Below are 13,578 nucleotides of genomic sequence, written 5' to 3' on the forward strand. Positions count from 1 at the left end.
AAGCGGGCAATTCACTATGCCTCGCATGTTAAGGCGGGCGGAAGGGGGCTGAAGGGTGGATTAGGGCGGGAAAACCCCGGTATTTCCGAAGGCAGGTGCAAGACTCAAGATACAAGATGCAAGGAAAACCTTGTCGCTTGAACCTTGCATCTTGCATCTCGAGTCTCAGTCCAGCAGTCCCTGCTTGATCGCGTAATGCGTCAGCTCGGCGTTGTTCTTGAGCTGCATTTTCTTCAGCAGGCGGGCGCGGTACATGCTGATGGTCTTGACCGACAGCGCCAGCCGGTCGGCGATGAGGGTGACGGTCAGGCCGGAGGCGATCATGCACAGGGTCTGGTATTCGCGGTTGGAGAGGCCTTCGTGCGGCAGGCTGGCGCGTTCGCCGCTGATTTCGCTGGCGAGTTCCTGGGCGACTTCGGCGCTGATGTACTTCTTGCCCGAGGCGACCAGGCGGATGGCGTCGACGAGCTGATCCGGCGCGCTCTGCTTGTTGAGATAGCCGGCGGCGCCGGTCTTCAGCGCGCGCACCGCATACTGGGTCTCGCGATGCATCGACAGCATCAGCACCTTGATGCCGGGATGTTCGTTCTTCAGCAGTTCCAGGGTTTCCAAGCCGCTGCGGTCGGGCATGGAAATGTCCATCAGCACCAGGTCCCAGGGCTCCCGCCGGGCCATCTGCAGGGCATTTCTTGCGCAGTCGGCCTCGCCAGCGACTTCGATGTCGTCGACTTCGGCGAGGATTTGCTTGAGCCCCTCGCGGACGATGGCATGGTCGTCGACGATGAGGATGCGGTAGGGTTTAGCGACAGCCACGGGAATCGTTCTCTGCTGATTGTTTTAACATGTTTATGTTGTCATTTTGTTGACAGCTGGGCGAGGGGGCGGGTAATGGAACGCGCAGACTTATCCGGGTGCCGCGGCGCCGGGCGGGCAGCACGGTGAGTTCGCCGCCCAGTGCCGCGGCGCGCTCGTGCATACCGAGGATGCCGAAGGCAGGCTTGCCTTCATCTCTGCGCACAGGCTGGATACCCGTGCCATTGTCGGAGAGGGTGACAAGCAGGCTGTCCTGATTGCGCACCAGCTTGAGCCTGACCTGAGTGGCGCGGGCGTGCTTGGCGACATTGGTCAGCGCTTCCTGCACGATGCGGAACACGGCAATCGCGACATCGGGATCGAGCGGGATCGGCTCGTCGGTCGCGCTGAACCGGTAGGCGATGTTGGTGTTGCGGCCAAACCGCTGCAGCTGCCACTTGATGGCCGGAACGATGCCGAGATCCAGCGCTGCCGGCCGCAGATTAGAGGCGATGCGATGTGCCGCGTCGAAGGTATGGTCGACCACCTTGTCAAGATAGTCGGTGCGCTGAATCAGGCGGTGCGCGTCGGGCGGCAGGTTGTCCTTCAGCCAGGCCAGCACGATCTTGATGGCGGTGAGATTGCCGCCGAGGTCGTCGTGCACCTCCCGTGCCAGGTGGATGCGCTCCTGTTCCTTGACCTTGTCGACGTGCGCGGCCAACGCGCTCAACTGCGCGCGCGAATGGCGGATTTCGGCTTCGGCCTGCTTGCTTTGCGTCACGTTCAGCATGATGCCGTCCCAGACCAGATTGCCGGCCACCTTGCGCTGGCCGACGCGAATCGACACCCATTTCACATCCTCCCAGGCATCCATCCGGATGCGGCCTTCCCAGTTGAAGCTCATGTGGCCGCCGCCGGTTTCGGTGAACTTCGCCAGGTAGTCGGCCCTGTCGTCTTCCACGATCAGCTTGAAGAAGCGTTCCGGCTCAGCGCACAGGGCGGTCGCATCGATACCGAGCAACTGTACGGATTGCTCGCTGGCGTAGCGCAGGACGGGCTGGGAATCGTGCTTGCGCATGATCTGATAGGCCATGCCGGGGATATGCGCCACGATCGCGCGCAAATCGGAGGCCGAGTGTGCCAGCGCCTGCCGCGAGGCCTCGCGCTGGCTGATGTCGTCGGCAATGCAGATGAAAACCGGCTGGCCGCGATGGGTTGCGCAGGAAAGCCGGGCCTCGACCGGATAGCGGCTGCCGTCGCGGCGGCAGCAGTGCGCATGCAGCGTGATGCGGCGCTTCTTCCCGCTTTGCAGCAGGGCAAGCAGGGTGTTGAACGACGGTTTGTCCTCGGGCGCCAGCACGTCCAGCGGTGTCAGCTTCTGCAAGGCCGCGAGCGGATATTGCAGGTTGTTCGCAGCGGACGGGTTGGCCTGGACGATCTGCAGGGTGTCCGCGTCGAACACCATTACTTCGGTGGCCGCTTCCTGCAGGATCGCCTTCAACAGCGCGCCTTCGCCGACGGTTTTGGATGAAACCATACTCCTCCTCATTGCTGAAGTTTTTATGACGACAGATTCCTGTCTTTTTTTAATCCGTCATTATCGGCGGAAACACCGCCCGACTTGAAATCGGGTCGAATCTCCCACACTTAGTAAACTGGTTGCCGAGGGGATTGTCCATGCCTACCACCCGCCCCGCTGTCGTCGCAGGCCTTTTCTACCCGGACCAGCCGGCTTTGCTCAGGCAAACGCTCGCCGACATGCTGGCCGAGGCCGGCCCCGTTGCACTGCCCTGCCGGCCCAAAGCCTTGATCGTGCCGCATGCCGGCTATGTGTATTCCGGCGCGGTCGCCGCCAGCGCCTATGCGCGTCTGGGCGATTTGCGCGGCCATATTTGCCGGGTGGTGCTGCTCGGTCCCGCCCACCGGGTCCATGTGCGCGGGCTGGCCTTGCCCGAGGCGGAGCGCTTTGCCACCCCGCTCGGCGAAATCCGGCTGGATCGCGAGGGCATGCGGCACCTCGCCGATCTGCCGCAGGTAAGCGCAAGCGCCGCGGCGCACCGGATGGAGCATTCGCTGGAAGTGCAGCTGCCTTTCCTGCAGCAGGTGCTGGGCGATTTCCTGTTGCTGCCGCTGGCGGTGGGCGAGGCGACCGCTGCCGAGGTCGCCGAGGTGCTGGAGAGGATGTGGGGCGGCGACGAGACGCTGATCGTGATTAGCTCCGACCTGTCGCATTTCCTGCCCGATGCGCTCGCCCGCAAGGTGGACGGCGAGACCGTCGGCGCGATTCTGGCGCTGGATCCGCACCTCAGCCACGAGCAGGCCTGCGGCGCCACGCCGATCAACGGCCTGCTGCTGGCGGCGCGCACGCATGGCCTGCATGCCGTGGCGCTGGACGTGCGCAATTCCAGCGACACCGCCGGCGACCCCGAGCGGGTGGTCGGCTACGCCGCGTTCGCTTTCGAGGCCGGGACCGATGCGGACCGGCCGGACGCGGAAAAGGGCGCCACCCTGCTCAAGCTGGCGCGCGCCGAGATCGCTTCCAGGCTGGGCCACGAGGCGGCATCCCCCACCCAGGCCGGCTGGCTGCTGGAGCCGGGCGCCTGCTTCGTCACCCTGACCCGGCACGGCGAGCTGCGTGGCTGCATCGGCACCCTGGAAGCACACCGTTCGCTGGAGATCGACGTGCGCGAAAACGCGGTGGCGGCGGCGTTCCGTGATCCCCGCTTCATGCCGCTGGGCCGCGGCGAGTTCGAGGAAATCCGGGTCGAGGTGTCGCTGCTGACGCCGGCCGAGCCGCTGGCGGTGACAAGCGAGGCGGACGCGCTGGCGGCGTTGCAGCCGCATGTCGATGGGGTGGTGTTCGAGTATGGCCATTACCGCAGCACCTTCCTGCCGCAGGTATGGGCGCAGCTGCCCGAGCCGGCCGCGTTTCTCGCCCAGCTCAAGCGCAAGGCGGGTCTGCCCGCGGATTTCTGGGCTGAAGGCGTGCGCCTGTCGCACTACAGCGTCAGCAAGTGGAAAGAGACGGCCGCATGAGCATCCCCGAATCGCATCACCCGGCACGCTGGTGGCGCGTGCTGCCGGACGGCCGCATCGAGTGCGACCTGTGCCCGCGCTTCTGCAGGCTGCACGAGGGCCAGCGCGGGCTGTGTTTCGTGCGCAAGAATGAGGGCGGCAGGATGGTGCTCACCACCTACGGTCGCTCGTCCGGTTTCTGCGTCGACCCGATCGAGAAGAAGCCGCTCAACCATTTCTACCCCGGCAGTTCGGTGTTTTCCTTCGGCACCGCCGGCTGCAACCTCGCCTGCAAGTTCTGCCAGAACTGGGACATCTCCAAGTCGCGTGAGACCGACACGCTGATGGACCGGGCTGCGCCGGACGAGATCGCCGAAGCGGCGGAGCGGAGCGACTGCAAGAGTGTGGCCTTCACCTACAACGATCCGGTGATCTTCGCCGAATACGCGATGGACGTCGCCGACGCCTGCCACGCGCGCGGCCTCAAGACCGTGGCGGTCACTGCCGGCTACATCACCGAGGAACCGCGGCGCGAATTCTTCGCCAGGATGGACGCCGTCAACGTCGACCTCAAGGCCTTCAGCGACGATTTCTACGTCGAGCTGACCGGCGCCCATCTGCAGCCGGTGCTCGATACGCTGATCTACCTGAAGCGCGAGACCGACGTCTGGTTCGAGATCACCACGCTCCTGATCCCCGGCCGCAACGATTCCGACGCCGAGCTTGCGGCGATGAGCCGGTGGATCATGCACGAACTCGGCCCCGACGTGCCGCTGCACTTCTCCGCCTTCCATCCCGACTGGAAGATGCGCGACGTGCCGCCGGCGTCGACGCTGACGCACGCGCGCGACATCGCGCTGCAGGCCGGTCTCCACTACGTCTACACCGGCAACGTGCACGACACCACCGGCGGCACCACCTTCTGTCCGGGCTGCCACGAGGCACTGATCGTGCGCGACTGGTACCGCATCGACGATTACAAGCTCACGCCGGACGGCCACTGCCCGCACTGCGGTGGCGCCATCGCCGGCCGCTTCGGTGCGTTCAGCCATCCCTTCGGCAACCGCCGCATCCCGGTTGCCATGCACCGCGAGGATCGGCCATGAGCAGCGCCACCCTGGCCCACATCCCGGCCGGCAATGCTACCGTCGAAGGCATGCTGGACATCCCCGACGGCGCCGTCGGGCTGGTACTGTTCGCCCACGGCAGCGGCTCGTCGCGCCACTCGCCGCGCAACAACTATGTCGCCGGGGTGTTGCGCGACGCCGGCGTGGGCACTCTACTGATGGACCTGCTGACGCCGGAGGAGGACCGCGATTATTCGCGCCGCTTCGATATCGGTCTGCTGACGCAGCGGCTGCTCGACGCGGCGCGCTGGGTCGGCGCGCAGGACACGACCCGCGCCCTGCCGCTCGGTTTCTTCGGTGCCAGCACCGGCGCCGCCGCCGCGCTCGAAGCCGCCGCCGCACTGGGCGAGGCGGCACGCGCCGTGGTCTCCCGCGGTGGTCGTCCCGACCTGGCCAGCGAACTGGCCCTGCAGGAAGTGGGCGCGCCGACCTTGCTGCTGGTGGGCGGCTACGACGATGGCGTGATCGACCTCAACCAGCTGGCGTACGACCAGCTGCGCTGCGAGAAGGAAATGGTGATCGTTCCCGGCGCGACCCACCTGTTCGAGGAACCCGGCGCGCTGGAGGCGGTGGCGATGCGGGCGGCGGGGTGGTTCGCGGAGCACCTTCCCCGACGCTGACTGAGCACGCTGGCCGCCCGTCGGGCCGCGTGGCATGATCGAAGCATGCCTGCCGAACAAGCCAGCCCTGTCTTCGTCGCCCGCGGCCTCACCAAGGTCTACCGCATGGGTGAGGTCGAGGTGCAGGCGCTGCGCGGCATCGACCTCACGCTCTACCGCGGCGAGATGGTGGTGCTGCTCGGCCCCTCAGGGAGCGGCAAGTCGACGCTGCTCAATATCCTCGGCGGACTCGACGCACCCTCCGGCGGCGAGGTCTACTACCTCGACCACAAGCTGACCGGCGCGACCGAGACCGAGCTTACTCGCTTCCGCCGCGAGCACGTCGGCTTCGTGTTCCAGTTCTACAACCTGATCCCCAGCCTGACCGCGCGCGAGAACGTCGCCGCGGTGACCGAGATCGCGCCCTCGCCGATGCGTCCCGAGGACGCGCTCGGCCTGGTGGGGCTGGGCAACCGCCTTGACCATTTTCCGGCCCAGCTATCCGGCGGCGAGCAGCAGCGCGTGGCGATCGCCCGCGCCGTCGCCAAGAACCCGGCGGTGCTCTTGTGTGACGAACCGACCGGCGCGCTCGACTCGGCCACCGGCGTGGTGGTGTTGGAAGTGCTGGAAAAGGTGAACCGCGAACTCGGCACGCTGACCGTGCTGATCACCCACAACGCCGGCATCGCCGACATGGCCGACCGCGTGATCCGCCTGTCGGACGGCCAGATTGCCGAGATCCGCGACAACGCCGTGAAGAAGGCGGCGCACGAATTGAGCTGGTAGCGCCATGCCAACGCCGGATAGACACCCTCCCGAGCGTCTCTGGCAGCTGCCTCTGGCTGAACTCCTTGCCGCGCTGAATACGCGGCCCGAAGGCCTGGACGCCGCTGAAGCCGCCACCCGCCTGGACCGCAGCGGCCCGAATCTGCTGCGCCCCCGCGCCGAGCGGACCTGGCTGCTGGCGTTTTTCGCCCACTTCCGCAATCCGCTGGTGCTGGTGCTGCTCGCGGCGAGCGCCGTCGCCGGCTTCCTCGGCGACATGCGCAGTTTCGTCGTCATCGGCATCATCGTGCTGATGAGCGTGACGCTCGATTTCGCCCAGGAATACCGCGCCGGCCGCGCCGTCGATCGCCTCAAGCGCCAGGTCGCCCTGCGTGCCAGCGTCGTGCGGGGCGGGCAGGCGCACGAGGCGGCGGTGGCCGATCTGGTCCCGGGCGACGTGGTGCTGCTGGCAGCCGGCGATCTGGTTCCCGCCGACGGCCGGGTGCTGGAGGCGCGCGACCTGTTTGTCAACCAGGCGCTGCTGACCGGCGAATCCTATCCGGTGGAAAAGCGCGTGGCGGACCTCGAACCGGACCGCAGTCCGGACGACGGCATCGCGGCGGCGACCAACGCCGTTTTCATGGGCACGTCGATCGTCAGCGGCTCCGCCCGGGTCGTGCTGGTGCGGCGCACCGGATCGGATACGGCACTCGGGCAGATCGCCGACACCCTGGCGCGGCGGCCGCCGCGCACCGCCTTCGAGCGAGGCACCCGGGACTTCGGCAACCTGATCCTGCGCCTGACCCTGCTGCTGGTGTTGTTCGTGCTGCTGGTGAATGCGCTGTTCCAGCGTCCGCTGCTGGAGTCCTTCCTGTTCGCCGTCGCTCTGGCGGTGGGCCTGACGCCGGAACTGCTGCCGATGGTGGTGTCGGTCACCTTGTCGCAGGGCGCCATGCGGCTGGCGCGCAACCGCGTCATCGTCAAGCGGCTGTCGGCGGTGCAGGATCTGGGCGGCATCGACGTGCTGTGCACCGACAAGACCGGCACCCTCACCGAGGGCCGCATCCGGCTGGAGCGGCATGTCGATGCCGCCGGCAGGGACAGCAGCCGGGTGCTGGAGCTCGCCTATCTCAACAGCTATTTCGAAACCGGCATCAGGAGCCCGCTCGACGACGCCATCCTCGCCCACCGCCACGTCGACGTCGGCAGCTGGCGCAAGATCGACGAGGTGCCGTTCGATTTCGAGCGGCGCCGGGTATCGGTGCTGCTGGAGCAGGGCGGCCAACGCACCCTGGCGGTCAAGGGCTCGCCGGAAGACATCCTGCGCCTGTGCACCGGCTACGAAACGGACGGCCGGCAATATCCGCTGGACGCCGCCGCCCGCGCCCGCATCCAGGCCCTGTTCGAATCGCTGAGCCGCGACGGCTTCCGCGTGCTCGGCATCGCCTGGCGCAGCGAGCCGCCCGAGCACGGCCACGCCATGCTGACCGACGAGGCAGAACTGGTGTTCAGCGGCTTTGCCGCCTTTCTCGATCCGCCCAAGGCCAGCGCCGCGCCGGCCCTGGCCGCGCTGGCGCAGGACGGCATCGCGCTGAAGATCGTCAGCGGCGACAACGAGTTCGTCACCCGCTACATCTGCGCGCAGCTTGGCGTGGCGGTCAGCGGCGTGCTGACCGGCGGCGAGATTGTGCAGCTCGACGATCCGGCGCTGCAGGCGCGGGTGCAGGGCGCCAATCTGTTCTGCCGCATCACGCCGGCACAGAAGACCCGTGTCCTGGCCGCGCTGCGCGCACGCGGCCACGTGGTCGGATTTCTCGGCGACGGCATCAACGATGCGCCCGCCCTGCACACGGCGGACGTCGGCATCTCGGTGGACGGCGCGGTGGACGTGGCAAAGGAGGCCGCCGACCTGATCATGCTGGAGCACGATCTGCAGGTACTGCATGCAGGGGTGCGGGAAGGGCGGCGCACCTTCGGCAACGTCACCAAGTACATCATGATGGGAACCAGCTCCAACTTCGGCAACATGTTCAGCATGGCCGGCGCGACGCTGCTGCTGCCGTTCCTGCCCATGCTGCCGATCCAGATCCTGCTCAACAACTTCCTCTACGACCTGTCCGAAATCGCCATTCCGCTCGACAGCGTCGATGAAGCGGACCTGGCCAGGCCGCGAACCTGGGACATGCATTTCATCCGTAACTTCATGCTCACCCTGGGGCCGGTCAGCTCCGTGTTCGATTTCCTGACTTTCTACGTCATGCTCGGCGTATTCCATGCCGGCGAGGCGCTGTTCCACACCGGCTGGTTCGTCGAGTCGGTGGTGACCCAGGTGTTGGTGATCTTCGTCATCCGCACCCGCGGCAACCCGTTCGCCAGCCGGCCGCATCCGGCGCTGGCCGCGCTGTCCCTGCTGGTGGTTGCGGTGGCGATCGCGCTGCCGCTGACGCCCCTCGGCGCGCAGCTGGGATTCGTCCCGCTGCCTGCCGCGTTCTACGCCGTGCTCGCAGGCATTGCGGCCGCCTACCTGCTCGCCGTGTACGCGATGAAGCGCGTGTTTTACCGGAGGTGGGGCGCGCGCGCAGCCCGTTGACGACGTGAAGGCCCTCGACCGCAAACTCTTCCGTGATCTGTGGCACATGCGCGGCCAGGTGCTGGCGATCACCGCGGTGATCATGGGCGGCATCGCCACCATGGCGATGTCGCTGTCGACCTACGATTCGCTCACCACGACGCGCGACCGCTTCTACGCCGAATACCGCTTTGCCGAGGTCTTCGCCAGCCTCAAGCGCGCGCCCGAGCCGGTGGCCGAGCGGCTCGCGGCGATTCCTGGCGTCGAGGTGCTGGAAACGCGGGTGAGGGCAGGGGTGAAGCTCGAAGTCGCGGGCTTCACCGACCCCATCACCGGGCTGATCCTGTCCGTGCCGGACGTCGGCGAGGCACAACTCAACCACGTGCATCTCAAGCGCGGGCGCAGCGTGCAGCCATGGAGCGCGGACGAGGTGGTGCTCTCCGACACCTTCGCCGACGCTCACGGCTTCCAGCCGGGCGATACGCTCGCCGCGATCATCAATGGCAAGCGCAAGCGGCTGACGGTGGTCGGCGTCGCGGTGTCGCCGGAATACGTCTACCAGATCGCGCCCGGCGCGATGTTTCCCGACTTCAAGCGCTACGGCGTGCTGTGGATGGGGCGCAGCGCGCTCGCCGCCGCCTACGACATGGAGGGCGCGTTCAACCAGGTCAGCCTCACGCTCGCCCGCGATGCCCGCGAGCAGGATGTGATCGACCGCGTCGACGCCGTGCTCGCAAGCTACGGCGGCACCGGCGCCTACGGCCGAGACGACCAGTTCTCCAACCGCTTTTTGTCCGAGGAGCTGAAGCAGCTGCGGACCATGGCGACAGTGTTCCCGGCGATCTTCCTCGGCGTCGCCGCCTTCCTGCTGAACGTGGTCCTGAGCCGGCTGATCGCCTTGCAGCGCGACCAGATCGCCATCCTCAAGGCCTTCGGCTACAGCTATCTCGCGATCGGCGCGCACTACGTCAAGCTGGTGCTGCTGATGGCGGTACTCGGGGCGGCGGCGGGCCTGGCGCTCGGCGCCTGGTTCGGCCAGGGGCTGGCGCACGTCTACACCGAAACGAGCTTTCGCTTTCCCTACCTCGATTACCAGCTGCGCCCGGGGGTCATCCTGATCGCGCTCGCGATCTCCGCCTTCGCTGCGGTGAGCGGCACGCTGCTGTCGGTGGTGCGCGCGGTGCGGTTGCCGCCGGCGGAAGGGATGCGCCCGGAAACCCCGCTCGCCTACCATGCCAGCGTGTTCGAGCGCCTCGGCCTTGCGCGCTGGCTCGCCGCGCCGAGCCGCATGGTGCTGCGCCACATCGGGCGGCACCCGATGAAGTCGCTGCTCTCCATACTCGGGATCGCCTGCGCCTGCGGGCTGATGATGGTGGGCAACTACCAGAAAGGCGCGATCGACTTCATGGTCGACGTGCAGTTCCGCCAGGCCGCGCGCGAGGATCTGGCGCTCACCTTCATCGAGCCGACTTCGGGACGCGCGCTGCACGAGCTTGCCGCGCTGCCCGGCGTCGACCACGTCGAGGGCTACCGCGACGTGCCGGCGATCCTGCGTTTCGGGCAGTATCGCCATCGTGCGGCCGTCTTCGGCATCCAGCCGGAAGGCCGGCTGCACCGCTCGCTCGACAGCCGGCTGCAGCCGGTGGCGGTGCCGCCAGGCGGCGTGGTGCTCACCGACCACCTGGCGAACGAGATACTGAACGTGAAGCCGGGCGACCTGCTGACGATCGAGGTGCTGGAGGGCAGCCGCCCGGTACGGCAGGTGCCGGTGCTCGGCATCACCAAACAGTATCTCGGGGTGTCGGCCTACATGCAGCAGGACTCGCTCAACGCCCTGATGCGCGAGGGCAACACGGTCTCGGGCGCCTACCTCGCGGTGCAGCCGGGCACCCAGGCACGGCTCTACGCCGACCTTCACGAGCGCCCGCGCGTGCTCGGCATGGTCGCCAACAAGGCGGCGGTGCAGAGCTTCTACGCCACCATCGGCGAGTTCATCCTGTTCTACAACCTGGTGGCGACGCTGCTCGCCGGCGCGATCGGCTTCGGCGTGGTCTACAACAGCGCGCGCATCAGCCTTTCCGAGCGCGGCCGCGAGCTCGCCAGCCTGCGCGTGCTGGGCTTCACCCGCGGCGAGATCGCCTATATCCTGCTGGGGGACCTGGCGCTGCTGTCGCTGGCTGCGATCCCGGTCGGCTTCGCCGTCGGCGTCGGCCTGGTCGGCATCCTGGTGGTGGCGTTCCAGAGCGAACTGTACCGGCTGCCGCTGATCCTGACGCCGGAAAACTATGCCATGGGCGCCTCCGTTATCATCGCTTCCGCGCTGCTGTCCGGCCTGCTGCTGTGGCATCGCCTCGGCCGGCTCGATCTGGTGGCGGTATTGAAAACTCGCGAATAGGCAACAGGGAAACATGCGGCTACGCGCAAAAACCGGAATGCTGGCAACCGCCGCCGTGGTGGCGGCGGGCCTCGCGATCGGCTTCATGCCGCGCGCGGTGCCGGTCGATGTCGCCGAAGTGGCGCGCGCGCCGCTCGCGGTGACGGTGGAGGAGGAGGGCAAGACCCGAGTGCGTGAGCGCTACCTGGTGTCCGCGCCGGTGGCGGGCTACGTTCGTCGCATCGGCCTCGACGCGGGCGATGCCGTCAAGGCGGGGCAGATGCTGGCGGTGATCGAGCCTGCGCGCGCGGTGGCGCTCGATCCGCGCACGCGCGCGCAGGCGCAGGCGCAGGTGAGCGCCGCCCGCGCAGCGCTCGCTGCCGCCGAGGAGAATGCGCGCGCCGCCGCGGCCGCCGCGCAGCTGGCACGGCAGGAGCGCGTCCGCGCCGAGTCGCTGCGGCAGTCGAATTTCGTCTCGGCGCAGGCACTCGATATCGCGATCACCGCCGAGACCCGTGCCCGTGCCGCCGACCAGGGCGCGCGGCATGCAGTGAAGGTCGCGCGCTTCGATCTGGAGACGGCGCAGGCGGCGGTCGCCAGTACCGACCGCCTGAAGAGCGGGGTGGCCGACGTGGTGCAGGTACGCGCGCCGGCCGACGCTCACGTCTTGCGCCTGCTGCAGGAAAGCGAGGGCGCGGTGGCGGCCGGGCAGCCGCTGCTCGAGATCGGCGACCCCGCAAGCCTTGAGGTCGAGGTCGAGGTGCTGTCGACCCATGCGGTGAAGATCGCGCCCGGCTCGAAAGTCATCCTCGACCGCTGGGGCGGCGCGCAGGCGGTCGAGGGCCGTGTGCGCGTGGTCGAGCCGAGCGGCTTCACCAAGATCTCGGCGCTCGGGGTGGAGGAGCAGCGGGTACGCGTCATCGTCGACTTCAGTTCGCCGCGCGAGGCGTGGGCGCGGCTCGGCGACGGCTACCGGGTGGAGGCGCGCTTCGTGCTGTGGGAAGGCCAGGACGTGCTGCAGCTGCCGACCAGCGCGTTGTTCCGGCAGGGCGACGGCTGGGCGGCGTTCGTGATCGACGGCCGCCGCGCACGCCTGGCGCCGGTCGGTCTCGGTCAGCGCGCCGGGCTCGCCACCGAGGTGCTGTCAGGACTTGCGGCTGGCGACAAGGTGGTCGCGCACCCCGACGAGACGATCAAGGACGGCGTGCGGGTGAAGCCGCGCTAGCGAGGCCGGGGCGCTCGCGGTCTGTTCGCGGTGCCGTGGCCCGCGGGGGGGGTGCGTACGGAAGGCCATCCTCTCTGCCTGGAAGGGTCATTCGGCACTGAAGCGACGGCGGTATTCGCCGGGGGTCAGGCCGACAATCCGGGCAAAGATTTTGCGGAAGGCGCCAGGATCGCCGTAGCCGACTTCCCAGGCGATTCGGTCTACGGGCAAGCGGCTGAACTGCAGCATCTCGCGCGCCTTGCCCACGCGCAGCCGCTGGCAATACTCCCTGGTCGTCATGCCGATCGCCTTCTGGAAGCGGCGCAGGAAGGTCCGCTCCTCCAGTCCTGCCCGCTCGGCCAGCGTTGCAAGCGCGATGTCCCTGGCATCCGTTGCTTGGAGCCAGTGCTGCACCTTGAGCACGGCCGTGTCGCCGTGGGTCAGCCGCGGGGAGAAAGGGCTGTAGTAGCGCTGTTCGCGCCCCGGGGGATCGACCAGCAGTATCCGTGCAGTCTCGGCCATGACCGTCGGCCCGAGAAAACGATCGACCAGCCGCAATCCCAGGTCGGTCCACGCCATCGCGCCGCCGGCGGTGATGATGTCGCCATCGTCGATGATGAGCTGGTCGGCGTCCATGCGCGCTTGCGGGAAGCGGGCCTGGAAGAGTTCGACATGGAGCCAGTGCGTAGTCACGGTGCGGCCCGCGAGCAGGCCGGTCTCGCCCAGCAGGAAGGCCCCGGCGCAGACCGATCCCAGCGTGACGCCCATGCCATGTTGATTGCGCAGCCAGTCCGCGAACGGAGCGGCGGCTTCTGCTGACAGCGGCTCGCCCAGGCCGGGCGGCAGAATGAGGACGGCCAGCGTGCTCACGTCATCCGGGGCCGTGTCGAAGATACGGACAGGCGCTTTGCCCGCTGCGTCCGTTTGCCAATGACTGATGCGCAGCGCATTGGAATCCCGCTTGCCGTAGCGGGCGGCAATCCCGTCCGCCAGGCCGAACAGGTCGGTCAAGCCCAACACCGCCGCCAGTTGCGCTCCCGGATATAGCACCAGACCGATTTCGATCGATTCGTCGCAGGCCATGTCGTTTTTGCCACTCACTATGTCGATAGCGCCACTTCGCATTGTGCGAT

10 protein-coding genes are annotated in these 13,578 nt (G+C 67.6%); 7 read left to right on the forward strand and 3 right to left on the reverse strand.

The window, feature by feature from the left end:
* Nucleotides 1–165 precede the first annotated feature (165 nt).
* Together B059_RS0112005 and B059_RS0112010 are read right to left on the reverse strand one after the other, a co-directional pair.
* The gene (locus B059_RS0112005; protein WP_018078504.1) at nt 166–813 is read right to left on the reverse strand and encodes a response regulator; all 648 of its coding nucleotides are present in this window, start codon (nt 811–813) and stop codon (nt 166–168) included.
* Entirely contained in the window at nt 800–2,329 is a 1,530-nt protein-coding gene (locus B059_RS0112010) for a PAS domain-containing sensor histidine kinase (protein WP_018078505.1), read from the reverse strand. The genes B059_RS0112005 and B059_RS0112010 overlap by 14 nt, the downstream gene beginning before the upstream one ends.
* A 140-nt stretch (nt 2,330–2,469) precedes the next feature.
* On the opposite strand from B059_RS0112010, the gene amrB reads away from it, so the two are divergent.
* From amrB to B059_RS0112050, 7 genes are all read left to right on the forward strand, one after another.
* Nucleotides 2,470–3,828, forward strand: a complete 1,359-nt coding sequence (amrB, locus tag B059_RS0112015) for an AmmeMemoRadiSam system protein B (protein WP_026177489.1) — start codon at nt 2,470–2,472, stop codon at nt 3,826–3,828.
* Complete coding sequence (gene amrS, locus B059_RS0112020; RefSeq protein ID WP_018078507.1) at nt 3,825–4,913, forward strand: AmmeMemoRadiSam system radical SAM enzyme; 1,089 nt, start codon at nt 3,825–3,827, stop codon at nt 4,911–4,913. Before amrB ends, amrS begins: the two co-directional genes overlap by 4 nt.
* Nucleotides 4,910–5,554 (forward strand): dienelactone hydrolase family protein, encoded by a 645-nt coding sequence (locus B059_RS18990; protein WP_018078508.1) that lies wholly within the window; start codon nt 4,910–4,912, stop codon nt 5,552–5,554. Before amrS ends, B059_RS18990 begins: the two co-directional genes overlap by 4 nt.
* 45 nt (nt 5,555–5,599) lie before the next feature.
* Nucleotides 5,600–6,319: an ABC transporter ATP-binding protein gene (locus B059_RS0112035; RefSeq protein ID WP_018078509.1), complete on the forward strand. Its 720-nt coding sequence runs from the start codon at nt 5,600–5,602 to the stop codon at nt 6,317–6,319.
* A 4-nt stretch (nt 6,320–6,323) separates the two neighbouring features.
* On the forward strand, nt 6,324–8,888 hold the full coding sequence (gene mgtA / locus B059_RS0112040) for a magnesium-translocating P-type ATPase (RefSeq protein WP_018078510.1): 2,565 nt from the start codon (nt 6,324–6,326) through the stop codon (nt 8,886–8,888).
* 4 nt (nt 8,889–8,892) lie between these two features.
* On the forward strand, nt 8,893–11,262 hold the full coding sequence (locus B059_RS0112045; RefSeq protein ID WP_018078511.1) for an ABC transporter permease: 2,370 nt from the start codon (nt 8,893–8,895) through the stop codon (nt 11,260–11,262).
* Nucleotides 11,263–11,431: 169 nt separating this feature from the next.
* On the forward strand, nt 11,432–12,466 hold the full coding sequence (locus tag B059_RS0112050) for an efflux RND transporter periplasmic adaptor subunit (RefSeq protein WP_245538789.1): 1,035 nt from the start codon (nt 11,432–11,434) through the stop codon (nt 12,464–12,466).
* Between the two features lie 87 nt (nt 12,467–12,553).
* On the opposite strand, the gene B059_RS0112055 is transcribed toward B059_RS0112050, so the two are convergent.
* The gene (locus B059_RS0112055; RefSeq protein ID WP_018078513.1) at nt 12,554–13,546 is read right to left on the reverse strand and encodes a GlxA family transcriptional regulator; all 993 of its coding nucleotides are present in this window, start codon (nt 13,544–13,546) and stop codon (nt 12,554–12,556) included.
* Between the last annotated feature and the right edge of the window lie 32 nt (nt 13,547–13,578).

The organism is Thiobacillus denitrificans DSM 12475, assembly GCF_000376425.1.
Taxonomy (GTDB): Bacteria; Pseudomonadota; Gammaproteobacteria; order Burkholderiales; family Thiobacillaceae; genus Thiobacillus; species Thiobacillus denitrificans.

What these genes read in the sequence shown, in the direction of transcription:
- B059_RS0112010 (WP_018078505.1), bottom strand. Translation starts at nt 2,329, where the DNA reads ATGGTTTCATCCAAAACCGTCGGCGAAGGCGCGCTGTTGAAGGCGATC.
- amrB (WP_026177489.1), top strand. Translation starts at nt 2,470, where the DNA reads ATGCCTACCACCCGCCCCGCTGTCGTCGCAGGCCTTTTCTACCCGGAC.
- amrS (WP_018078507.1), top strand. Translation starts at nt 3,825, where the DNA reads ATGAGCATCCCCGAATCGCATCACCCGGCACGCTGGTGGCGCGTGCTG.
- B059_RS18990 (WP_018078508.1), top strand. Translation starts at nt 4,910, where the DNA reads ATGAGCAGCGCCACCCTGGCCCACATCCCGGCCGGCAATGCTACCGTC.
- B059_RS0112035 (WP_018078509.1), top strand. Translation starts at nt 5,600, where the DNA reads ATGCCTGCCGAACAAGCCAGCCCTGTCTTCGTCGCCCGCGGCCTCACC.
- mgtA (WP_018078510.1), top strand. Translation starts at nt 6,324, where the DNA reads ATGCCAACGCCGGATAGACACCCTCCCGAGCGTCTCTGGCAGCTGCCT.